Source organism: Alphaproteobacteria bacterium (assembly GCA_018063245.1).
Lineage (GTDB): Bacteria > Pseudomonadota > Alphaproteobacteria > JAGPBS01 > JAGPBS01 > JAGPBS01.
The window spans coordinates 1-20,560 of sequence record JAGPBS010000016.1; the positions used below are offsets into that span (position 1 = coordinate 1).

Consider the following 20,560-nt stretch of genomic DNA (forward strand, 5'->3'; position numbering starts at 1 on the left):
GCTTTATGGATACATTATCTGTCTATTTAACATGTGATAATATAGCCTGGATCGATATGGCGATGGCTGCTGAAGAGGCCCACGCAATTGCAATATTTATGCGCGCAGGAGCTTACTATCTTTATGATGTCAATACAAAGTCTTTGGAAGATAATTACGATCCGCGCTACAGTGCACTGCAATTCGGTACTTTAAGTGCAGCCCGTGAGTATCTTTTGACCAAATATGAAAAGTATGCACAAGTAAAGGAGCCAGGTGATGGCTGTGTATTTTTTGTTGAACGCGGCGGAAGAGTACAAAACTATCCAACATGCACACAAGAAGAGGATCGTCTTAAATTTTTAGAGACTGTAAGGGCATTAAAAGCTTTTAAACTGAATGGCCAAAAACTAAAGGAAATTCAAAAAAAGATCTTCGAGACTGCACTCAAATTTGCAGCCGAAGGTAATGTTGATGCAGAATATCAGCTCGCTGAATGTTATGAGAAAGGCGAGGGGACAGATCTAGATCTTTCTAAAGCGCTTGAATATTACGAAAGAGCAGCAAAGCAAGGCCATGAAGGAGCCATAGAGGCGCTAAAAAGACTTGAGGGTTAACCTCAAGTCTTTTGTTGACGTTTGCTTTCCGTGGTTGAATTTTAACCAGGCCTATCAACTCAAAATGGAACTTCGTCATCAAGATCTGAATGGCCTGATTTTGGGCCTGCAGAAGGTTGCCCATAAGCGCCTGCTGGTGGGAAGCTTGAGAAAGAGTCGCTTTGATCATTAAAAGCCTGTCCGTTAGAAGCAGAGTTGTTGCCATAAGAAGATGAATCACCTGAACGGCCATCTAACATGGTCAAGATACCTGTGAAAGGGCGGAGAACAACTTCAGTTGTGTAGCGCTCTTGTCCTGATTGATCAGTCCATTTGCGTGTTTCCAATTGACCTTCAAGGTAAATTTTTGCGCCTTTTTTGAGATATTGTTCACAGATGCGCACAAGAGGTTCGCTTAAGATTGAAACACGGTGCCATTCTGTTTTTTCTTTGCGTTCACCAGAGGTTTTGTCTTTCCATGACTCTGATGTTGCAATTGATAGGTTTGCGACTTTTCCGCCATTTTGAAATGAGCGAACGTCAGGATCTGCTCCTAGATTGCCAACTAAAATAACTTTATTTACACTGCCTGCCATGATGAATGATCCTCTTGTTAAAATGAATTGTGATCAGGATACACAAGATTGTCAGAATTGCAAACAGAAATAAGCATCATGTTTCTTTTGTTTCGCGGCCTGATAAAAATCGATTTTTTGTAAAAATCCTCTTGTCAAAATGTGCTATAGACGATATCTTATATCCAATTCGTATGAATTGTCTCCTGAGAGGCCCACTTGGCGGAACCGGTAGACGCAAGGGACTTAAAATCCCTCGGCAGTAATGCCGTGCCGGTTCGAGTCCGGCAGTGGGCACCATTTGAAAGAATGGTGCCTTTTTTATTGTTTCCTATTGCGATTAAGACTTTTGACCCCCCTCTTTTGGAGAAAGTTGTTGTCTTTTGGAGTTGTTTCCATTTGCTGCTCTTACTCGTTTCTTTGGTTTTAGATCGCTTTCAGGAGAAGCTGAAGGTGCGTCACTCAACTCTTCAATAGATATGTTGTCAAGGGGTTGATCAGGTCGAGGGTTTGCTTTTGGTTCAGGGAGGAGAGAAGCCTGGCCTTGAAGAGTCCAGCGAATAACTTGATGATCTAAGCCTCTGGATTCAATCATCTCAATCCGGCAATGAAGGGCCTGAATTGAGGCATTGAATCTTTTTTCTAGTTTAGCGATTTGTTTTTGATGTCTTGCTTCCTTACTGCGCATTTCGTCTTGGTGTCTTTCATCCTTTTTCTGTATTTCCTCTTGATGTCTTTTTTCCATTGCCTGCATCTCCTCTTTATGGAGCGCTTCTCTTTCTTGCATTTTCAATAATATTTGCTGAAAATGATTATCGGGCCCTGGTTGTGTCCGTGCGTTTATCGCTGCTTGTTGCGCCTTGGCGGCTTCTTCTTGTAGTGCCTTAGTTTGTAGTTTTTTGATCTCTCTTTTAGCCCAGATGATACCATTCTTGGCCTCTCTAAATCCCTGAGTCGCTGCTTTTTTAAACCACTCAAGAGATTTGTGGAGATCTTGCGATACGTGAATGCCGTGTCCATAATACCAGCCGAGGTTGTATTGAGCGACTGCGATTCCTTGTATTGCTGCTTTTTCATACCATTCGAAGGCTTTCGCTCGGTTTTTGGGAGTTCCTTGGCCTTGATCATAGAGCGAGGCTAATCTTGTTTGAGCTTTAGCGATCCCTTGTTCGGCGGCTTGTTGATAATAATAGATCGCTTCTATAAGATTTTTCTCCATAGCAATGCCAAATTGAGAACAGATAGCCAAATTCCATTGCGCGGGAGCAAAGCCTTGCTCAGCAGAGAGCTTCATGAGTTTGAGACCTTCATCACTATTGAATTCATGGTCGGTTAGTGTCATTGGTAAGTAGCCAGATGGAATGATAAAGCGACAAGCTCTTATATAATTCATGAAACCAGTATTGTCTTTAAGGTCTGTAGGGAGGTTGACTTGTTGAGAGAGTGAGAGGTAGGCTATCGATCTTTCAAATAATTTCAGATTGTGAATTGTGATATCATGTTTTCGAACTTCTATTCTTTTAGGTAGTTTGGAGCTGACAATAAGGTGGCCTCCCTTATTTAGCTCATAAAGATCGAAAGTAAAAACCTGCGGCTGTGTTTGAACGGGTTGTATATTGGTCATTTTGCTTTTCCCATCATGAACAAGTTTAAAATTATAGAATATAATTGCATTTAAATATTATAAAATATGGAAAAGTCAAACCTGGAAAACGGTTGCCTTATAGCCTGCCTACGCCTCATCTTCGATGGATGCTTCGGTAGACACTCCTACGTCTAACTTGCTTCTGGCTTGTCGCCCGAAGCTCGACTTGTCCTCCGAAGCTTTGGCATAGGAGGAAGAGTATAGGGTGGCGGATCCGGCGAGATTCGAACTCACGACCTTTGGCTCCGGAGGCCAACGCTCTATCCAGCTGAGCTACGGACCCGCAAACTCTCATGATGAGAGAAATTTTCATTGTAAAAAGCTTAGGCGGCTTTTACAGCAATGCCTTTTTCAGCTAAAAGAGTTTTCAATTCGCCATTTTGGAACATTTCTTTGACAATGTCTGATCCGCCAATAAACTCACCTTTGATGTAGAGCTGCGGAATAGTTGGCCAATTGGTATATTCTTTAATCGCTTGACGAATCTCATCATTTTCAAGAACATTGACAGCATGAAAAGTCAAGCCCAGATGATTTAAAATCTGGCAAACAATTGATGAGAAGCCGCATTGTGGGAAATCAGGCGTTCCTTTCATGTATAAAACAATATCATTGTTCTTAATGTCTCTATCAATTTGATCAAGAATATTTGTCATTTTAGCCTCACTGAATAAATTACATTCGTCATTCAATAGAAACTAAAGGCTTCAATATAAAAAGTCAAGGTATTCTTAAAAGAAAAAGCTGCATGATTCTTCAAGAATCGTACAGCTTGACTCTATTTTTCATTAAAAAAGCAGTTTAAGACTGCGCTTTTGAGGTGCTGATTTTTACATCCATACCTCTAGTCGAAAAAATCTTTGTATCATGTTGTTTCACGTCTGTGAAGGCATCGGGCCGATACTTTTTAGCAGCCGATTGAAGTTGATTTGGATCAATTGCCAGTACAAAGCGACTTGTGTTTGTTTGATGCATCGCAATCGATTTTTTTAGCATATGAGCGAATTTTATGCCGTAGTTTAACAAAGAAGGTTCACTTTTAATTTTATTTATCAATGACATCATTACCTCCGATCAGTATGATCTTAAGTATCATAAATCTTGAAAACGAACACCGTGATAAAATTTATATCAGTTTATATCTTACATATATTTAAGGAATATGGATGTCAAATCCTTAATGGCTGGGTGACAATTAAACCATATTTAACCTAAAAAGATTTTGAGGGTATTGTTTGGAGTTGATTAGACAATTGGAGTCTTTTGGCCTTGATTATCAAGGGCTACATAAGTAAAAAGCCCTTCAGTGACTTGTCTTTCATCACCGCTTGCATAGTTTCTGACCCAGGCCTCAACCTTGATTTGAATCGAGGTCCTGCCAATTTTGGTAATTTCACAAAAACAGCTGACTTCATCGCCAACTTTTACAGGGTGATGAAATTTCATGGCTTCAATACCAATTGTCGTTACGCGAGATTTAGCTCTGATTTTTGCTTTAGCGGATCCAGCAAGATCCATAAGAGATAAAAGCCATCCGCCAAATATATCCCCATTCGCATTGGTATCACAAGGCATTGCCATCATTCGTAAAGAAGGTCCTGCATGAAAATCGGGTGTATCAGCCATTGTTTATCTTTCCTTTTTTATTGAGTTATCGTAACAAATAATGGTTAATAAGAATGAAAAAAGGAGGGTTGTGACCCTCCTTTTCAATTCTATTGAAGTTCGACTTATCGTGAGTAGAACTCGATAACCAAGTGTGGTTCCATTTGAACTGGGTAAGGAACATCTGACAAAAGCGGAACGCGTGTCATAGATCCTTTGTGACCTTCAGTTGAGTAATAATCAGGAACATCTCTCTCAGCCATAGCTTGAGCTTGGATAACCATTGGAATTTGGCGTGATTTTTCACGAATCTCGATCACATCGCCAATTTTAATTCTGTATGAAGGGATGTTAACGCGCTTGCCATTGACCAGGACGTGACCATGGTTTACAAACTGGCGAGCAGCAAAAACTGTTGGTACGAATTTCAAGCGATAAACAGCTGCATCGAGTCTTGTTTCAAGAAGGCCAATAAGGTTTTCTGATGTATCACCTTTACGGCGTGATGCTTCTTTATAGAGCTTAACGAATTGTTTTTCGCCAATGCTACCATAATAGCCTTTTAGTTTTTGTTTTGCTTTAAGCTGTGTACCATAATCTGTTGGCTTTTTACGGCGAACACCGTGTTGGCCTGGGCCAGATTCTCTTTTGTTCACTGGGCTTTTTGGTCTTCCCCAGAGGTTTTCGCCTAAGCGGCGGTCAATTTTATGTTTTGCGTCAATACGTTTAGACATAGTATAATGAACCCTAAATATAAAGGTTATGCTTCCAACAATTCAATTTGCCGATCCCTCATTGGATCAGAAATGACGGGGAATTCTTCGAAAAGAACACCCACCTGTCGGAAAATTCTGTTCATCCTATCAAAATGAGTGCAAAAGTCAAGGTGTTTTTAATTATTTTGAAAAAAAGACACTTGAATCCTTTTCTGGTGTGAAAAAAACTTTTAATCGAGAGAGAAATCTGTTTTAATCCTAGCATGTTGTCTTTATTTGAAAATTTATCGCTAAGTTTAAAATCCTCTGCTGGGAAGAAATCAGCTGAGGCTTTTCGTACGATTTCAGAGGTTTCACAGCTTTTGGATGTCAAGCCTCATGTGTTACGGTTCTGGGAGGGTAAATTCAAGCAAATCAGTCCAGTGAAGGCGAGCGGCAATCGTCGTTATTACCGCCAAGAAGACATATTGATTTTAGCCAAAATTCGAGATTTGCTTTATAAGGAAGGCTTTACGGTTAAAGGAGCGCAGCAGGCGCTCACTGATGCTTTGAAGCAAGAGAAAAAAGCGACAAGTTCTGAGCCGATTATAGAGCAGTCAGCTGATTCTATTGTTTTGCCAAATGAAGAAGTACAAGTTGTAAAATCAGCATTTTCTCAGGGCAAGAGGGATGCGCTTATTGATGACATTCAGGCATCTTTGATGGATTTAAAGGCTTTTTTAAAGTCAGCTTAATTATTTTATAAATTGCGTGATGATGATCTTGACATTTGACTTAGATAATGGTTTAAATGATGCATCATGTAAGGCACATATACATGAACGCTTTATGCCAACGACCAGATAAAATTATACTATGAACGAGGAACGAAGTGTAGTTAACCTACATGAGTGACGAGTGAAGCAGTAGAATTTTAAAATGGGGTTTGGCACTATATCCGGAGGGGTGGCCGAGAGGCTGAAGGCGGCGGTTTGCTAAACCGTTATACGGCGAAAGTTGTATCGTGAGTTCGAATCTCATCCCCTCCGCCAGCCTACGCTAAAGCTTCGGCTGGCAGGCCGAAGATTTAACGAAGGCTGTCCGCCGAAGCACGTAGTGCGAAGGAGGGCTGTTAATAAAATCTCATAAAGTCACAATATCCATGTATTATTATGTATATCTTATTCAATCTTTGCCTTATCCTGACCAACGCTATGTAGGTATTACACAGGGCCTTAATAATAGGCTTGATGTCCATAATTCGGGTGGTTCTGTTCATACAGCAAAATATAAGCCTTGGGAGTTAGTGATGTATTTTGCTTTTAAAAACGAAAGTAAAGCAAGGCATTTTGAGAAATATCTTAAATCTGGATCAGGTCGTGCTTTTGCTCAGAAACGATTTTGGATTTCTGATCTATCGTTTAAAAACGATGAGGCTATGTTGAATCGCAGCATGTGAAGTGGATGCTTTACAAGCCCAACATAAAGCATGAAACTCCACAACCCAACTTCTAAAAAAGGAAATTAAAATGAAAACAATTGGTCTCTTAGGCGGAACGGGTTGGTCTTCAACTATCGGCTATTACAAAGCGCTCAATGAACTCGTCGGAGAGCGGCTTGGTGGCTTGCATAGTGCAAAAATATTGCTGAAAAGCATAGATTACCACGACATCATGAGTCATTACGGGAAAGATCATGATAAAGTTGCAGCGCTCTTAAAAATGGAGCTGCTTGAATTAATCAGCTTGAAACCTGAGTGCATTGTGATTTGCTGTAATAGTCTTCATAAATATTACGATCGCATTAAGCACGAGCTTCAAACACAGATCCCTTTTATGCATGCTGTCGAGCTTGTGGCAGAGTATCTGCTTACTCAAAATCAGAAGTCGGTTCTTTTGCTTGCGACGACTTTTACCATGGAAGATGGATTTTTTGCACGCATATTAGAGCAAAATGGTATATCAGTGACGATTCCAACCAAAGAAGAAAGAGCTCAAATGCACGAAATTCATGACGAATTGATGCATAATATTGTGACTGACAAGTCTCGAGATTATTTTGCAGATCTCATCAAGAGGCATCAAAATCTCGATGCAGTTGTGCTCGGCTGCACGGAATATCCAATGCTTGTTGATGTTGCAAATTCAGTCCTACCTGTCGTCGATCCAGTCAAGCTTCAAGCAAAGGCTGCTGTTGATTTTGCTTTGGCTGATGCGTAAGAACTAAAAATGAAGAAATTTTTTAAGGGACAGTGAGTCTGGGATACAGGAGCAACCCTCTTGAGACCAACCCCAACGCATATTCAATGCCACAGCAAAAGGCTATTATTCATTCATTTTTAACTGTTTGTTTTTATAATGAAATTCCAAGAACGAATAACATAAAACTAAGGAGTCTACAATGTTCATGATGCATATGAGTTTACTATTGCCTACGGTGTTTTACTGGGTAGTACGGCCCTTTTAATTTGGTGCAAACAAAACCAAGGAGAAGGAAGTGCCTTTGGTAAGGCCGTCGGTTATGTAACCTTCATTTCTGCCATTTTTTCCCTACTTTGCATTACCTATTTTGCCTTTAAATATTGGAATCAGGGTTATTTTGAAACGTCAGCGTGTACGCCCATGGATATACTTGAAAACATGATGAAAAAGTGAGGATAAACAGCGGAATGCAAATAAAATGCCTTTTTTTAATAGTATCGTTGCTGATTCTACTAGGGGTGTCGACTCATTCACATGCTGAGACAGTTGAGTATAAGCTCATTATAAATGAGCAAAAGGTCAATATCACGGGGAAAGAAACAACAGCTCTAACGATTAATAATGCCATTCCTGGTCCTACGCTTAAAGCAAAAGTTGGGGATATCTTCCGCGTCAAAGTGACAAATAATTTAGATATAGATACCTCCATTCATTGGCATGGTGTGTTGGTTCCCAATGATATGGATGGGGTGCCTTTTATCAATGGGCCGCCTATTAAAGCGGGAGAAACTTTCACCTATGAATTTCCGATAAAGCATAGTGGCACTTTTTGGTATCATGCCCATTCTGCACTTCAAGAACAACAAGGTTTGTACGGTTCACTTGTTTTTTATCCTGAAAATGAGGTCAAGGATTATGATGAAGAGTATGTTCTCATTTTATCTGATTGGACGAATGAGAACCCTGATAATGTTTTAGCCAATCTCAAAAAAGATTCAGATTATTACGCATTGAAAAAAGATTCAGTCCAGTCATGGCTGAAAGTTTTACAAAATGGGTCTGATGCAGTTAAAATTAGAATCAATAATGCTCTGACACGTATGGGGCCAATGGATATGTCTGATATTGGATATGATGCATTTTTGATTAATGGCAAACAATCTTCACATCTGAGAGATACGAAACCAGGAACGCGTGTGAAGCTCAGGATTATAAATGCTGCAGCTTCATCTTACTTTATTTTTGAGTATTCTGGTGGTCCTATGAAAGTGATTGAATCTGATGGTGTACAGATTTCGCCGTTTACTGCTCAAAAAATCCGGATAGCAATGGCTGAAACATATGATGTTATTGTTACGATTCCAGATAAAAGAACATATGAATTTAGAGCTTCTGCAGAAGATGGTACAGGGTTTGCTGTTGTTCATTTTGGTGAGGGTGAATTGTTGTCTGCACCTGCATATCCGAAACCTAATTTGGTTTTAATGGATATGAGCGGCATGGATCATGGTGGAATGGGTGGGCATGACATGAGTAAAATGGACATGGGTAAGAAGAAAGTGGATCATTCCTCTATGAAGATGTCATCTACGGCGATAAAGTCTGATCATGATATGAAACAGACTCCAATGGATCATTCTGCAATGAAGGGTATGGGGAGTACTGATCATGGTGCAATGGACATGAAAAGTGATGAGTCACTGTCGGTTGAAATTCCATTACAACATATTGATTATTTGAGTGATTACAAATTGATTTCTTCACCTGTTATCACCACTCTGCCAAAAGGTCATCCGCAACGCATTGTTACATTAAGGTTAACTGGCTCAATGGAAAGATATGTATGGACAATCAATGACACGCCAATGTATGCAGCAGATGAAATTGTGATTAAAAAGGGTGAGAACGTTAAATTTGTGCTTGTGAATGAAACGATGATGAATCATCCAATTCACTTACATGGCCATTTTTTTAGAGTTTTAAATGGTCAAGGGGACTATAGCCCACTTAAGCATACAGTCAATGTATCTCCATTTGAAACTGTGGAAATTGAATTTGATGCGAATGAAGAAAAAGATTGGATATTTCATTGCCATAATCTCTATCATATGAAATTAGGAATGGGAGGTGTGATCCATTATGATGGTACTGTTCATGACCCGGTATTGAAAAAGCATGCAGGGGATCATTCTTCAGAACATGGAAATGTATGGTTTCATTCTTTAACGATAGAAGGATATTCAAACTTTGCAGATGTTATTGCGAAGCTGATGAGAAATGATGACAATTTTATTGTTGATGCACGGTATAATTACGATAAAGATCATGACATAGAAGCCACCTATCTTAGATATGTTTCCCAATTTTTGGGGTTTTATGCAGGTGTTAAGTTTGAAAGAGACGATGGTGATATCAAGAATAGGGGCGTCTTTGGCGCAGTGTATACATTACCTCTTTTAATTGATGCCGATTTAAGGGTTGATACGGAAGGGGATTTGCGTCTGGGCCTGTCTAATCATCACCAATTGGCAGATAGAATTTCTCTCGATTGGAATTGGAATACTGATAAAGACTATACGATTGGTCTTAGTTATGAAGTCACAAAACAGATAGAATTTTCTGGAAATTACGACTCCAGAGAAAAATTTGGTATCGGATTCAATTTTAAATTTTAGGAAAGGGCTAAATATGCTGCCGGAGATTATTCCAAATTGGCACCCAATTTTTATTCATTTCACGATTGCGCTTTTTTCTGTGGCAACGGTATTGATTATGAGTAGCTTATTCATTAAAAATGAAGTTGGCGAAAAAATATTAAATTGTGGATATTTTAATTTATGGCTTGGATGTCTATTTACAATTATCGCTGTTGCTGCTGGATTTCATGCCTTTTATACGGTGCTGCATGATGAGCCTGCACACATGGCTATGGTAACCCACAGAAACTGGGCTCTAATTACCGCGTTTTCTTTTCTCATTTTAACCCTTTGGTCAATCAAGCTATATCATGATCATAAAAAGCAAAACCTTGTCTTTATAGGGTGCTTGTTGGTTGCAACTTTATTTTTGTCCATCACTGCGTGGAAAGGTGCAGAGGTTGTTTATAGGTATGGTGTGGGAGTGATGTCCTTGCCAAATCCTGACGTTCATCAGCATGAAAGATAAAAACCTCTATGTGATCCTGAAGGAAGATAGCATCGGCAATTTAACTTTTCCGAATCGCGACAAAATCGCCTTTATATTCGACGGCAATGAGGCCCTTCTCTTGAATCTGAGCCGTAAGTGAAAGACGAGATAGATTTCTCTTTGTTAAGCGATCGCAAAATTGAGCATAGGCCTTTTCATCTTCAATTTGACAGGTAACTTCAAAATCACCAGTGACAGGGGATTTATAATCAATCTCGCCTTTTGAAATCACGATCTCACATTTGATATTTAACTGTTTTGCATTCAGAAATGCAAGGCTCCAGCAAGCGAGGGTGGCGATGCTATAAAGGCTTCCGCCAAAGACGGTCTTTTTGTGATTGATGTTCACATCAAGTGGTGCTTGTAAAATGATGCATTTGAGCTCAACCTTTTTCACGAGAATTCCTAATGCTTTTGCCATAGGGATCTGTTCATAAAGATAGACCTGAAGCTCACTTGGATTCATGTTTTTCTCTATGCTTGATAATGATGCAGAGTAGCTTCAATGCGCCATCCATTTGGATCAACTATAAAAGCGCCATAAAAGCCTGGATGATATTCTGGACGCGGTCCTGGGGTGCCGTTATCCCTGCCGCCTAGCTCTAAACATTTTTGGTACCAGGCATGAATGGCTTCAACTGTCGGTGCCAAGAAGGCAAGATGAAAGCCACGTGCTTTACCAATTGCCTCATTCAGGTTTGGTTCTTTTTCTTGAGCGATCCAGAAGGAGGGCTTTCCATTTATGCCGTAGCCCGCCAGTTCATTATCTTCCATGTCAAAGGTCATGACACGCTCATAGCCTAAGATTTTAAGGGTTTCATCATAAAAGTGAAGGCTCTGTTTAAAGTTATTGACTGAAAATGAAACGTGATCAAGCATTTGGTATCCTTTTTTGGCTTTACTTAGAATTGAGGTTATTAAAGCATTCTATAAGACATTTTTCCATATAAAATTTATCCTGATCAGTCATTGTCTTTGTCATGATGGCCTCAACCTCTGCAATGATTTCATGGGCCTGCTGGACAATGCGATGACCTTCATCGGTGAGTTCTGTACATAGAATTCTCCCATGGTCAGGATCGCCTTTACGCTGAACAAGAGCCTGTTTCTCTAAGTTTGAAACAATACCATGCATGGTTTGCGCTGTGATAAAAGAGGCTCTGGCAAGAGCTGCATTCGAAATACCAGGTCTTAATTCTAATTGTGCTAACACAGCATATTGAGGCGTGGTAAGATCTAGAGATCTGAGGGCCTCATCCATCTGAAGGCGTAAAATATGCTGTGTTTGCTTCAGTTTATAGCCAAGCAGTCCCGTTACTTTGAGTTCATTTTTTGGCCTTGACATATCAGTGTCCTTATATTACTTTATCAGTGTGCTGATATTATAACAGGAGATTAAAATGAAAACAACCACTCATGAGAGAGAAAATTATTTAGCTGTCGTCGAGGCTTATTATGGTTATATGTTACAAAAGAATTTTACTGCGATGGGGGCCTGTCTGCATCCGGATGTGCACTTCATTGGACCTCTTGCAGAATTGTCTGGGCGAGATGCTGTTGTTGAGGCAGCCAAAAGATTAAGCCAGATGTTGGCTGATATTCATATACGCGCTAAATTTGCTACAGGTGATCAGATTATGCTGGCTTATGATTTTATCTTCAGCGGCTCTATTGGCAAGCTGAGGGCTTCCGTTTTGATGGATTTTAGAGATCAGCAGATTTCAAAAATTGAATTATTTTACGACGCCCGCCCCTTTGAAGACAAAAGGGCGGAGATCTTTGGGAGGTGAGGGGGGGATGATTATGCTTCGTTGATCAAGCTCTCTTCGTTTGTATCTTCAGGATCGATTACCTGAGTTGGAGCTGGTGTATGATCGATGAATTCTAGATTAGGCATCGCTTCTTCAAGGTTTTGAAGGTTTTTAACATCAATATTTGAGAGGGTGATTCGTGTAATAGAAGGAAAGCGGTAATTGGAAAATTCAGAAAAGTCGAGTGTTTCTGATTCCTTTGTATCCTTATCTGGCTCTGTCATGGTATCAGCGTACTCTAACGATTTTTCAAACTTGATTTCTCTTAAATTCGGTGACATTTTTAGAACTGACAGAATATCAGTTGTTGTGATAGGTCTATAATCTTCAGATGTAAGATCACGCCGCGTTAAACTAAAGTTTGTGAGCGCTGGGAGAGAATCGATATTGAGCGCAGAGAGAGCACTTTCCAAATCTATTTTATCATCTTGAAGCTCGATGTCTTTTATATGAGGGGCGGCTCGTAGTAATGCTTGGAGGTAATTTGTTATATGACCTTGTAGATATACCTTTTCCAGAGACAGATTAAGCGGTGGAAATTTTTCTGCACCATTTTCAGTATATTCCAATATATTTAATTGTTTTAAATTGGGCGCTGCGAGTAAAACGCTTTGTAGATCTTTCATTGTGAACTCTGGGCCAAATACACAAAAGCGCCTTAGGTTAGGTAGTGAATTTGGTTGTAAGTAAGTGAAGTCTCCATTGACATTGGATGCGCAAAGAATGCTGATGCTTTTCAAATTGGGTGCAATTTCTAAAAAAGCTTGTAGATCTTGGGACATATCGATTTGAGAGTTATCAAAAACGAGTTTTTCAAGAGACACTAGGGGTGCATTTTTAAAAAGCCGTGTGAGGGCCTTGAATTCAAATCCGGTGTAGTATGCTGTCAGGCTAAGTTCTTTGAGATGGGGAGCTGCTTTTAGGCAAGCTTGAAGAGTTTGAATGGTCAATCTCCGTTCATCTAGAGATAGAGTCTCAAGTTCTGGAAGAGAGCCAGCTTCAAGAGCCGATAGGGCTGCCACTGTAATATCCCGATTTTCTTCTAAATCGATCTTTTTTAAATGGCCAACAGCTCTTAGAGTCGCCTGATGGTCTGTCGGCGTGGTTACTGAAAAAGCATGGAATTTGCCCAAGGTTTCATCAGATAGTTTGGATGTTTGTGTATTTGATTCTAATTGTGGTGTGTGATGTATTCCTGACATATTGATATTCTCTAATGTTAATATTACATAAGATATATAAAATGTATCGAATAGATAGTCAATAAAAAATTAATGTTTCCCATAATGGATCATATCAAGGAAAATGGCTTTTGAGCCTGATAGATTGCGATAGCCATGGGGCTGGTCTGCGTCAAAGCGCATGCCTTCATTTTCAAGGACATCGTGCCAAGTATCCCCTATAAGAACTTCGATATTGCCACTTGAAACAATCACATGCTCTATAACGTCTTTTTGGTGAGGAGGAGACAGGTGCTCGCATCCCGGAAGTAATTCGATAATAAAGACTTCAAAGCCTAACTGTGCATCAAATGCAAAAATAGGCATTATTTTGATCTTATCATCTGCAGGGTGCATTTGTTGTAAATGACCGCTACGGTGTGTAAAGTTTGGATCAGTGGGCTGTAGGTCTTCGACAAAGGAGGAAAATGAGACGTTAAAGCCACTCGCAATTTTCCAGAGCGTTGCAATTGTAGGGCTTGATTCACCCCGTTCAATCTGGCCGAGCATGGCTTTACTGACGCCTGTTTTTTGACTTGCGACATCAAGGCTCCAGCCTTTTTGGCTGCGGAGCGATTTTAAAGTGCTCGAAATTTTTTCTGCAAGATCAGTCAAGGCTCACCTATTCTTAAAAAAGACTTGTGCGTTATAACGCACGATGCTATAGTCTTTTTATTGTGCGCTATAACGCACAATATGTAAATCTGAATTTGAATCATGAGAGGAAAAAATGGATCATCAATTAACTAAAAGTGCGCAATCTGTTCAGGAAGCTTTACATAATGTTGGCCTGAGTTGTAAAGTTGTTGAGTTATCAAGCAGTGCCAGAACGGCGAGCGATGCTGCTGCGAGCGTTGGTTGTGACATTGCGCAAATCGTAAAATCTCTCATTTTCAAAACAAAAGAGACAGCAAGGCCGGTTTTGATATTAACATCAGGCTCGAACAGAGTTGATGAAAAGCAGATAGCGCAGCACTTAGGGGAACCTATTGTTAAAGCGGATGCTGATTTTACAAGAGATGTGACAGGTTTTGCCATTGGTGGTATTCCGCCGATTGGTCACAAAAATCCGATAGATTTGATTTTTATCGATGAAGATTTGATGGCGCTTGATGAGATTTGGGCGGCAGCAGGGACGCCAAATGCTGTCTTTTGCCTGAAGAGCAGGGACTTGCTTGCGATGACAAAGGGAACTGTTATAGATATTGGAGAAAAGCAATGATTTTTGAGAATAAGCTGGTGGTGATTGTCAATAAAGATCTGGAGACTGGTGTTGCCATGAATGCAGTGGCTCATGCTTCGCTCGCGCTTGGAGCACAGCTTGGGCAGGAGACATGTTTCCTGCAATCTAACATTGATGCAAGTGGGAATGATTGGAAAGTATCGGGCATGCCCTATATTGTTCTGCGGGGTAAGTCGAATGACATTAAGAAGGCTGTTTTGCGTGCGAAGGAAGCAAGCATATGGCAATTGGCCTTTGTCGATAGTATGACTGGCGGCACTTACTTAGAACAAATAGAGACAATCGCTCAGAAAACAGAAGAAGAGCATATTTACTATGCCGCCGTTCTCTTTGGGAAAATGGATACTGTTACTGATATAACCAGAAAGCTCTCGCTTTATAGGTGAGAGTGATAGGGCAGTGTCATGTAAAATCACCTATAGATCCGATAACGAGTTCAGGATATCTAAACCGCCTTAAACACGAGCGATGCGTTGGTACCGCCGAAGCCAAATGAGTTAGAAAGTGCAAATTTGAGCTTTTTCTCTTTTGGAACTTGTGGAACAAGATCAACACCAATACAAGATTCAGATGGATTCTCAAGATTCAATGTTGGCGGGCAAATACTATCGCGGATTGCCAAGATTGAATAGATCGCCTCAACAGCGCCAGCGGCACCTAAAAGGTGGCCAATTGATGATTTTGTTGATGACATTGTGATTTTATCAATTTGATTGCCAAAGAGACGTTTGACAGCGCCAAGCTCAATTTCATCACCAACGGGTGTTGATGTACCGTGCGCATTGATATAGTCTACATCCGTTGCAGCAATGCCGGCACGCTTTAATGCCATCTGCATTGAGCGGAAACCGCCGTTGCCGTCTTCAGGAGGTGAGGTGATATGATAAGCATCACCAGACATGCCGTAACCAACAACTTCAGCTAAGATATTTGCGCCACGCTTTTTAGCATGTTCGTATTCTTCAAGAACAAGAACACCAGCACCTTCACCCATGACAAAACCATCACGGCCACTGTCATAAGGGCGAGAGGCTTTTTCAGGCGTGTCATTGTAAGCTGTTGAGAGTGCGCGAGCTGCAGCAAACCCAGCCATACCAATACGATTGACAGCGGCTTCAGCGCCGCCAGCAAGCATAACGTCAGCATCATCCCACATGATGATACGAGCTGCATCGCCAATCGCATGAGCGCCGGTTGAGCAAGCTGTTACAACGGCATGGTTAGGTCCTTTAAAGCCATGTTTGATCGAAATCTGACCTGAAGCTAAGTTGATCAAGCAGCTTGGAATAAAGAAAGGAGAAACGCGTCTGGGTCCTTTTTCATGGAGAGTGATCGCTGTGTCAGCAATGCCGCCCAGTCCGCCAATGCCAGAGCCGACCATAACGCCAGTTCTGCAGAATTCTTCTTCAGTTTGGGGCTTCCAGCCAGAGTCAATGAGAGCTTCATCAGCTGCTGCGATTGCATAAAGGATAAAATCTTCAACTTTTCTTTGTTCTTTTGAATCAAGAACATTGTCGGGATGAAAGAGTCCTGATTCTTTTGTTGCAAGATCAGCTGTTTCAGCACGTGGTATAATACCGCCAATTTTGACAGGAAGATCTGAGACGTCAAAGTTTTGAATTGGGCGAATACCCGATTTGGAAGCTAAAAGTGATTTCCAGTTGTAGTCTACGCCAGCACCTAGTGGTGTGACCATTCCCATTCCTGTAATAACAACGCGTCTCATCTTTTCCTCATTCGGCTTTGTGTCAATGTTCTATGTCTCGAAAGACATAGGGTCGTAATTCGTTACTGTGATTGGATGAAAGAAACTGCATCTTGAACAGTACGGATTTTTTCAGCCGCATCGTCAGGAATTTCAATTCCGAATTCTTCTTCCAATGACATAACAAGTTCAACTGTATCTAAGCTATCTGCGCCTAGATCATCAATGAAATTTGCAGAAGGCACAACTTTTGCTCTGTCTACATTTAAATGTTTTACAATGATGTCTTGAACTCTTTGTGTAATATCACTCATATTTTCCTCGTTGTTTTCAAGTTTGTTTTTAGTCTTTGTCAGAAATTGACAGTGTCTTAGACCATAAAGCTTACCCATCTTTTACAGTAATTTCTATTCCTTTTATAAAATAGTCATCAAGAAAAAGATGGGTCAGTTTTTTAGTTCTCTTGGCTTGCGACGTAGTCGACAACGTCTTGAACAGTGCGAATTTTTTCAGCTGCATCGTCTGGAATTTCAATGCCAAACTCTTCTTCAAATGACATAACGAGTTCAACAGTATCAAGACTATCTGCGCCCAAATCATCGATGAGGTTTGCTGATGGAACAACTTTGCTTTCATCAACGCTTAGATGCTCAACAATAATCTTTTTCACTTTTTGTTCAATATCGCTCATTTTCTTACCTTCTTTCCTTTTGTGTATAATAAATAGTAAACCATTCTTTGATTGTCAAAGATGAGTCTATTCCTGGTTTAATTTGAAATATAAAACCCCTTTGTTGTCAAGTGAATGAAAACAATACCTTGAGTTTTTACCATAAATATCCCTGAGTGGCTAGTATTATTTTCATTTTTTGATCAAATCATAGCCATTCCACCATTAATATGGAGGGTTTGACCTGTGACGTAAGCAGCCTCATCACTTGCAAGATAAAGAACACCGAAAGCGATATCTGCTGGGCTTCCCATCTTTTCAGCTGGGATTTTTGAGAGGATAGCTTCTTTTTGAGTATCATTCAGTTTATCAGTCATTTCAGAGCCAATAAAGCCTGGTGCAAGAGCATTCACCGTAATGCCTCTGCTTCCAACTTCAAGAGCGAATGATTTTGTAAGGCCTGTAAGGCCAGCTTTTGAGGCGACATAGTTGACCTGTCCTGGATTGCCAGTATGGCCAACGATGGATGTGATGTTGATGATGCGACCCCAGCGATTTTTCATCATAGGGCGAATGGCTGCTCTGCAAAGGCGGAAAGCAGATGTGAGATTGACTTCAAGGACCTTTGCCCAATCTTCATCTTTAATGCGCATCGCAAGATTATCAGCGGTCAGGCCTGCATTATTCACCAATACATCGATTTGGCCGAATTTTTCAACAACTTGACCGATGAGGGCATCTACAGCCGCTCCATCGGAAAGATTGCATGGGAACAGCGCACTTTCGCCGTCAAGGGATTTTTGAACTTCTTCAAGGCGTTCAATTCTTGTGCCTGAGAGAGCAATTTTTGCGCCAGCCTTTGATAAGACACGGCAGATTTCTGAACCGATACCGCCTGATGCGCCAGTGACGAGTACAACTTTGTCTTTGAGTGAAAACATGTTTCTGTTCCTTACTTATTGTTATTGATAGGTTAAAGAGTGATGAGTGCTTGTTCAATTTCAGCAGGGGTGCAAAGGCTTGTTGATGTTGAGTCTTTATCAATCCGTTTGATAAGGCCTCCTAAAACCTTGCCAGCGCCAAGCTCGTAGAATGAATGAACGTCTTGTGATGCCATAAATTCAACGCTTTCACGCCATTTAACGGTTCCTGTGACTTGTTTAACAAGAGCATCCTTGATCTCTGCTGCTTTAGAGATAGGCTTTGCTGTAATATTTGTAATGAGCGGCACTGAGATGTTAGAGATTGTGACTTCGCCAAGAGCTTCTTGCATTCTGATGGCTGCAGGCTCCATGAGTGCACAATGGAAGGGGGCGCTGACAGGCAGTAGGATTGATCTTTTTGCGCCATGGTTTGTTGCAAGGGCAATCGCTCTTTCAACAGAGCTTTTATGCCCGCTGACGACAACTTGACCCGGTGCGTTATCGTTTGCTGCCTCACAGATATCGGTCTGAGCGGCTTCCTGAGCAACTTTGACAGCTGCTTCAAAATCAAGTCCTAGAATGGCTGCCATAGCGCCTTGTCCGAAAGGGACGGCTTTTTGCATGGCTGATCCTCTGATCTTGAGGAGTCTTGCTGTATCGGCAAGAGAAAAAGCGCCTGCTGCGCAAAGGGCTGAGTATTCACCTAATGAATGGCCAGCAACATAAGAAGCAGTGTTTGCAAGGTTGAGACCGCCTTGTTTCACAAGAACGCGATAGACAGCAAGGCTAACGGTCATAAGGGCGGGCTGGGTGTTTTCTGTTAAGGTCAGATCATGTTCTGGCCCTTCGAAAATAATTTTGCTGAGTTTGAAAGAGAGCGCATCATCAACTTCTTGAAAGACGTCGCGTGCCTCGGAGAAAGTATCGTAGAGTTCTTTGCCCATGCCAATGAATTGACTACCTTGACCTGGGAATACAAAAGCTTTTTTCATCATATCCTCATGATTGTTGAATCTATCTTGATCAGAGTGAACACCACTCTCTTCCTTCTGTCAAGGCAAAATAAATCTGAACTTTCTCCATTTTTTCAAAAGTAGCAAAATTTATTTCCCAAATCACAAGTTTTCTTGGATTGATCAGTCTGATGATGTTTTATCGTTCGTCCTGTAAGGGGGGGGTAAAATGATGCGGTTCTTGTTGCTCATGGGATGTAATCAGAATAGTTCAGAGTGACTGCCAGTTCGATATAAGATGAGCCTATCATTTGTCCTGTCTCGAAAATATATGAGCAGCCAATCTGGCTCAAGATGGATTTCCCAGCAAGGCTTCCAATTGCCTACTAATGGATGATTTTTATATTTTCTTTCTAAAATTTTATCAGAGATTAGCAGTTCTAAAACTGTCTCTAATATTGAAAAATCCTTTTGCTGCTTTTTGAGCTTTTTGATATCTTTCTCAAATTGTTTTTTTGTTATTATTTCCAAAGCTTTGACAATTCCTTAATGCTTTGGTATTGAGTCCCGCCCTCTTCGTTAAGCGCCCCAAGTGTGTTTTTGTTAGGGGTTTTCCCTATTGGTAGGAAAGGTAATCTTCCCTGATTTACCGATTGCGTCAGAAACATTCTGACGGCATCCGTTGTCGTAATGCCCATATCATTAAACAAGGCATCTGCCTGTGCTTTTAATTCATCTGGGATTCTCGTTTGCAATGTGGCCATCGTAATTTTTTCCTTCTCTGACTATAAGTAGAGTACCACAGAAAAATGATAATGTCAATGCATTTGTAATGAATTTGTAGTGCAATTGTATTGCTCCTCAACGCTGGAAGACAAAGCAATTTGTATCTTTGCAAAAATCTTTCATGCTTTGAATTGTTTTGCCGATTTTAAGGACATTGTCAATTCGGTTGCCAAGGAAAACCCAGCTTTCAGAAAATGACTCTGACTCATCAGCAAGCCAGTAGAGAAGTGTACTTGTATAAACACCAGCTAAAAGACCGCGTTTTGTGTAGAAGTTGAAGTCTGTTGATTGATCTCCTGCCCAATACCAGATGTCATCAACTGTTTTATAGAGCATCTTCATGCCGGCAGAGAGATGAAGGGGGTTTGCAAGAAAGGCAGAGCCCCGTCTAACTGCTTCTCTATGAGGAGCAAGACTTTCAAAGCGAGATCTGACAGCAATGGTGATACGATCGCGGATTTTTAATTTTGTTTTGTCGATTGCGTCTAACTTATGAAGCATTTGTGCATCAGCCCATTTGCCAAAATGAAGCAGAATATCTTCCATGCCGAGAGGAAAAAGAGTCAAACAATATTCAGGTTTGATATTAAGGTCAGCGCAACTTGCCTTGAGTGCCTTGTCACTCCATCCATCAAAGGGTACATAGGTGAGCATTCTCTCAAGAATTTGTGTGCGCAGCATTTCATTTTCGTTGTTTTGATTGTCTTTGATTTTTGAGTAGTTGTCTGTTTTTTTTGTCATTCTTAGCTCCAATGCTAGATGCTTGC

The 20,560-nt window shown here is 40.7% G+C and carries 28 protein-coding genes and 3 tRNA genes; 11 read left to right on the top strand and 20 right to left on the bottom strand.

What is annotated here, in order from left to right; all coding sequences use genetic code 11:
* Positions 1-596 (top strand): SEL1-like repeat protein (locus tag KBF71_03380; protein MBP9877359.1); only part of this gene is annotated, 596 nt, incomplete at its 5' end.
* 59 nt (positions 597-655) lie between these two features.
* On the opposite strand, the gene ssb is transcribed toward KBF71_03380, so the two are convergent.
* Positions 656-1,174: a single-stranded DNA-binding protein gene (ssb, locus tag KBF71_03385; protein MBP9877360.1), complete on the bottom strand. Its 519-nt coding sequence runs from the start codon at positions 1,172-1,174 to the stop codon at positions 656-658.
* A gap of 189 nt (positions 1,175-1,363) precedes the next feature.
* Between ssb and KBF71_03390 the strand changes: the two genes are divergently transcribed.
* Positions 1,364-1,450: transfer RNA gene (locus KBF71_03390), tRNA-Leu, on the top strand.
* Positions 1,451-1,490: 40 nt separating this feature from the next.
* On the opposite strand, the gene KBF71_03395 is transcribed toward KBF71_03390, so the two are convergent.
* The 6 genes from KBF71_03395 to rpsD form a co-directional block, all read right to left on the bottom strand.
* On the bottom strand, positions 1,491-2,774 hold the full coding sequence (locus KBF71_03395) for a sel1 repeat family protein (GenBank protein ID MBP9877361.1): 1,284 nt from the start codon (positions 2,772-2,774) through the stop codon (positions 1,491-1,493).
* A gap of 227 nt (positions 2,775-3,001) precedes the next feature.
* Positions 3,002-3,078: transfer RNA gene (locus KBF71_03400), tRNA-Arg, on the bottom strand.
* Positions 3,079-3,118: 40 nt separating this feature from the next.
* A complete protein-coding gene (grxD, locus tag KBF71_03405; GenBank protein ID MBP9877362.1) occupies positions 3,119-3,451 on the bottom strand; it encodes a Grx4 family monothiol glutaredoxin in 333 nt (110 codons plus the stop codon).
* Between the two features lie 145 nt (positions 3,452-3,596).
* Complete coding sequence (locus KBF71_03410) at positions 3,597-3,857, bottom strand: hypothetical protein (protein MBP9877363.1); 261 nt, start codon at positions 3,855-3,857, stop codon at positions 3,597-3,599.
* 183 nt (positions 3,858-4,040) lie between these two features.
* Entirely contained in the window at positions 4,041-4,421 is a 381-nt protein-coding gene (locus KBF71_03415) for an acyl-CoA thioesterase (protein MBP9877364.1), read from the bottom strand.
* A gap of 104 nt (positions 4,422-4,525) precedes the next feature.
* Positions 4,526-5,134, bottom strand: coding sequence for a 30S ribosomal protein S4 (rpsD, locus tag KBF71_03420; GenBank protein MBP9877365.1), 609 nt, complete (start codon positions 5,132-5,134; stop codon positions 4,526-4,528).
* Between the two features lie 245 nt (positions 5,135-5,379).
* On the opposite strand from rpsD, the gene KBF71_03425 reads away from it, so the two are divergent.
* The 6 genes from KBF71_03425 to KBF71_03450 all read left to right on the top strand — a co-directional run bounded on the left by KBF71_03425 (position 5,380) and on the right by KBF71_03450 (position 10,461).
* Entirely contained in the window at positions 5,380-5,850 is a 471-nt protein-coding gene (locus KBF71_03425) for a MerR family transcriptional regulator (GenBank protein ID MBP9877366.1), read from the top strand.
* A 205-nt stretch (positions 5,851-6,055) separates the two neighbouring features.
* Positions 6,056-6,147, top strand: a tRNA-Ser gene (locus tag KBF71_03430).
* A gap of 110 nt (positions 6,148-6,257) precedes the next feature.
* Entirely contained in the window at positions 6,258-6,554 is a 297-nt protein-coding gene (locus KBF71_03435; protein ID MBP9877367.1) for a GIY-YIG nuclease family protein, read from the top strand.
* A gap of 70 nt (positions 6,555-6,624) precedes the next feature.
* On the top strand, positions 6,625-7,314 hold the full coding sequence (locus KBF71_03440) for an amino acid racemase (protein MBP9877368.1): 690 nt from the start codon (positions 6,625-6,627) through the stop codon (positions 7,312-7,314).
* A 500-nt stretch (positions 7,315-7,814) separates the two neighbouring features.
* A complete protein-coding gene (locus KBF71_03445) occupies positions 7,815-9,971 on the top strand; it encodes a multicopper oxidase domain-containing protein (protein ID MBP9877369.1) in 2,157 nt (718 codons plus the stop codon).
* A gap of 16 nt (positions 9,972-9,987) precedes the next feature.
* A complete protein-coding gene (locus KBF71_03450) occupies positions 9,988-10,461 on the top strand; it encodes a DUF2231 domain-containing protein (protein MBP9877370.1) in 474 nt (157 codons plus the stop codon).
* Between the two features lie 40 nt (positions 10,462-10,501).
* Here KBF71_03450 and KBF71_03455 read toward each other — a convergent pair whose 3' ends face one another.
* From KBF71_03455 to KBF71_03465, 3 genes are read right to left on the bottom strand one after another with little or no spacing between them, the layout of a single operon-like run.
* Positions 10,502-10,948: a YiiD C-terminal domain-containing protein gene (locus KBF71_03455; GenBank protein MBP9877371.1), complete on the bottom strand. Its 447-nt coding sequence runs from the start codon at positions 10,946-10,948 to the stop codon at positions 10,502-10,504.
* An 8-nt stretch (positions 10,949-10,956) separates the two neighbouring features.
* Positions 10,957-11,361, bottom strand: a complete 405-nt coding sequence (locus KBF71_03460) for a VOC family protein (GenBank protein ID MBP9877372.1) — start codon at positions 11,359-11,361, stop codon at positions 10,957-10,959.
* A 19-nt stretch (positions 11,362-11,380) separates the two neighbouring features.
* Positions 11,381-11,791 (bottom strand): MarR family transcriptional regulator, encoded by a 411-nt coding sequence (locus tag KBF71_03465; GenBank protein MBP9877373.1) that lies wholly within the window; start codon positions 11,789-11,791, stop codon positions 11,381-11,383.
* A 91-nt stretch (positions 11,792-11,882) separates the two neighbouring features.
* On the opposite strand from KBF71_03465, the gene KBF71_03470 reads away from it, so the two are divergent.
* Complete coding sequence (locus KBF71_03470; GenBank protein MBP9877374.1) at positions 11,883-12,272, top strand: nuclear transport factor 2 family protein; 390 nt, start codon at positions 11,883-11,885, stop codon at positions 12,270-12,272.
* An 11-nt stretch (positions 12,273-12,283) separates the two neighbouring features.
* Here the strand turns inward: KBF71_03470 and KBF71_03475 are convergent, their stop codons facing one another.
* Positions 12,284-13,495, bottom strand: a complete 1,212-nt coding sequence (locus KBF71_03475) for a hypothetical protein (GenBank protein ID MBP9877375.1) — start codon at positions 13,493-13,495, stop codon at positions 12,284-12,286.
* Positions 13,496-13,564: 69 nt separating this feature from the next.
* On the bottom strand, positions 13,565-14,128 hold the full coding sequence (locus KBF71_03480; GenBank protein MBP9877376.1) for a helix-turn-helix transcriptional regulator: 564 nt from the start codon (positions 14,126-14,128) through the stop codon (positions 13,565-13,567).
* Between the two features lie 115 nt (positions 14,129-14,243).
* Here KBF71_03480 and KBF71_03485 point away from each other — a divergent pair, with 115 nt between their 5' ends.
* Positions 14,244-14,735 carry a YbaK/EbsC family protein gene (locus KBF71_03485; protein ID MBP9877377.1) on the top strand — a complete coding sequence of 164 codons (492 nt, stop codon included), beginning with the start codon at positions 14,244-14,246 and terminating at the stop codon, positions 14,733-14,735.
* The gene (locus KBF71_03490; GenBank protein MBP9877378.1) at positions 14,732-15,142 is read left to right on the top strand and encodes a DUF2000 domain-containing protein; all 411 of its coding nucleotides are present in this window, start codon (positions 14,732-14,734) and stop codon (positions 15,140-15,142) included. Before KBF71_03485 ends, KBF71_03490 begins: the two co-directional genes overlap by 4 nt.
* Before the next feature lie 59 nt (positions 15,143-15,201).
* Here the strand turns inward: KBF71_03490 and fabF are convergent, their stop codons facing one another.
* The 8 genes from fabF to KBF71_03530 all read right to left on the bottom strand — a co-directional run bounded on the left by fabF (position 15,202) and on the right by KBF71_03530 (position 20,534).
* The gene (gene fabF, locus KBF71_03495; protein ID MBP9877379.1) at positions 15,202-16,482 is read right to left on the bottom strand and encodes a beta-ketoacyl-ACP synthase II; all 1,281 of its coding nucleotides are present in this window, start codon (positions 16,480-16,482) and stop codon (positions 15,202-15,204) included.
* 62 nt (positions 16,483-16,544) lie between these two features.
* Positions 16,545-16,775, bottom strand: coding sequence for an acyl carrier protein (locus KBF71_03500; protein ID MBP9877380.1), 231 nt, complete (start codon positions 16,773-16,775; stop codon positions 16,545-16,547).
* A gap of 140 nt (positions 16,776-16,915) precedes the next feature.
* Complete coding sequence (locus tag KBF71_03505; protein ID MBP9877381.1) at positions 16,916-17,152, bottom strand: acyl carrier protein; 237 nt, start codon at positions 17,150-17,152, stop codon at positions 16,916-16,918.
* Positions 17,153-17,334: 182 nt separating this feature from the next.
* Entirely contained in the window at positions 17,335-18,072 is a 738-nt protein-coding gene (fabG, locus tag KBF71_03510; GenBank protein ID MBP9877382.1) for a 3-oxoacyl-[acyl-carrier-protein] reductase, read from the bottom strand.
* A 32-nt stretch (positions 18,073-18,104) separates the two neighbouring features.
* Positions 18,105-19,046 carry an ACP S-malonyltransferase gene (gene fabD / locus KBF71_03515; protein ID MBP9877383.1) on the bottom strand — a complete coding sequence of 314 codons (942 nt, stop codon included), beginning with the start codon at positions 19,044-19,046 and terminating at the stop codon, positions 18,105-18,107.
* A gap of 222 nt (positions 19,047-19,268) precedes the next feature.
* Entirely contained in the window at positions 19,269-19,538 is a 270-nt protein-coding gene (locus KBF71_03520) for a type II toxin-antitoxin system YafQ family toxin (protein ID MBP9877384.1), read from the bottom strand.
* On the bottom strand, positions 19,529-19,771 hold the full coding sequence (locus tag KBF71_03525; GenBank protein ID MBP9877385.1) for a type II toxin-antitoxin system RelB/DinJ family antitoxin: 243 nt from the start codon (positions 19,769-19,771) through the stop codon (positions 19,529-19,531). Before KBF71_03525 ends, KBF71_03520 begins: the two co-directional genes overlap by 10 nt.
* A gap of 97 nt (positions 19,772-19,868) precedes the next feature.
* On the bottom strand, positions 19,869-20,534 hold the full coding sequence (locus KBF71_03530) for a COQ9 family protein (protein ID MBP9877386.1): 666 nt from the start codon (positions 20,532-20,534) through the stop codon (positions 19,869-19,871).
* Between the last annotated feature and the right edge of the window lie 26 nt (positions 20,535-20,560).

Bases quoted from the DNA above. Each gene is read 5' to 3' on its own strand.
- KBF71_03425 (MBP9877366.1), top strand. From the start codon at position 5,380: ATGTTGTCTTTATTTGAAAATTTATCGCTAAGTTTAAAATCCTCTGCT.
- KBF71_03460 (MBP9877372.1), bottom strand. From the start codon at position 11,361: ATGCTTGATCACGTTTCATTTTCAGTCAATAACTTTAAACAGAGCCTT.
- fabF (MBP9877379.1), bottom strand. From the start codon at position 16,482: ATGAGACGCGTTGTTATTACAGGAATGGGAATGGTCACACCACTAGGT.
- KBF71_03455 (MBP9877371.1), bottom strand. From the start codon at position 10,948: ATGAATCCAAGTGAGCTTCAGGTCTATCTTTATGAACAGATCCCTATG.
- fabG (MBP9877382.1), bottom strand. From the start codon at position 18,072: ATGTTTTCACTCAAAGACAAAGTTGTACTCGTCACTGGCGCATCAGGC.
- KBF71_03435 (MBP9877367.1), top strand. From the start codon at position 6,258: ATGTATTATTATGTATATCTTATTCAATCTTTGCCTTATCCTGACCAA.
- KBF71_03485 (MBP9877377.1), top strand. From the start codon at position 14,244: ATGGATCATCAATTAACTAAAAGTGCGCAATCTGTTCAGGAAGCTTTA.
- KBF71_03440 (MBP9877368.1), top strand. From the start codon at position 6,625: ATGAAAACAATTGGTCTCTTAGGCGGAACGGGTTGGTCTTCAACTATC.
- KBF71_03415 (MBP9877364.1), bottom strand. From the start codon at position 4,421: ATGGCTGATACACCCGATTTTCATGCAGGACCTTCTTTACGAATGATG.
- KBF71_03530 (MBP9877386.1), bottom strand. From the start codon at position 20,534: ATGACAAAAAAAACAGACAACTACTCAAAAATCAAAGACAATCAAAAC.
- fabD (MBP9877383.1), bottom strand. From the start codon at position 19,046: ATGAAAAAAGCTTTTGTATTCCCAGGTCAAGGTAGTCAATTCATTGGC.
- KBF71_03490 (MBP9877378.1), top strand. From the start codon at position 14,732: ATGATTTTTGAGAATAAGCTGGTGGTGATTGTCAATAAAGATCTGGAG.
- KBF71_03505 (MBP9877381.1), bottom strand. From the start codon at position 17,152: ATGAGCGATATTGAACAAAAAGTGAAAAAGATTATTGTTGAGCATCTA.
- KBF71_03500 (MBP9877380.1), bottom strand. From the start codon at position 16,775: ATGAGTGATATTACACAAAGAGTTCAAGACATCATTGTAAAACATTTA.
- KBF71_03525 (MBP9877385.1), bottom strand. From the start codon at position 19,771: ATGGCCACATTGCAAACGAGAATCCCAGATGAATTAAAAGCACAGGCA.
- grxD (MBP9877362.1), bottom strand. From the start codon at position 3,451: ATGACAAATATTCTTGATCAAATTGATAGAGACATTAAGAACAATGAT.
- KBF71_03410 (MBP9877363.1), bottom strand. From the start codon at position 3,857: ATGTCATTGATAAATAAAATTAAAAGTGAACCTTCTTTGTTAAACTAC.
- KBF71_03470 (MBP9877374.1), top strand. From the start codon at position 11,883: ATGAAAACAACCACTCATGAGAGAGAAAATTATTTAGCTGTCGTCGAG.
- rpsD (MBP9877365.1), bottom strand. From the start codon at position 5,134: ATGTCTAAACGTATTGACGCAAAACATAAAATTGACCGCCGCTTAGGC.
- KBF71_03475 (MBP9877375.1), bottom strand. From the start codon at position 13,495: ATGTCAGGAATACATCACACACCACAATTAGAATCAAATACACAAACA.
- KBF71_03395 (MBP9877361.1), bottom strand. From the start codon at position 2,774: ATGACCAATATACAACCCGTTCAAACACAGCCGCAGGTTTTTACTTTC.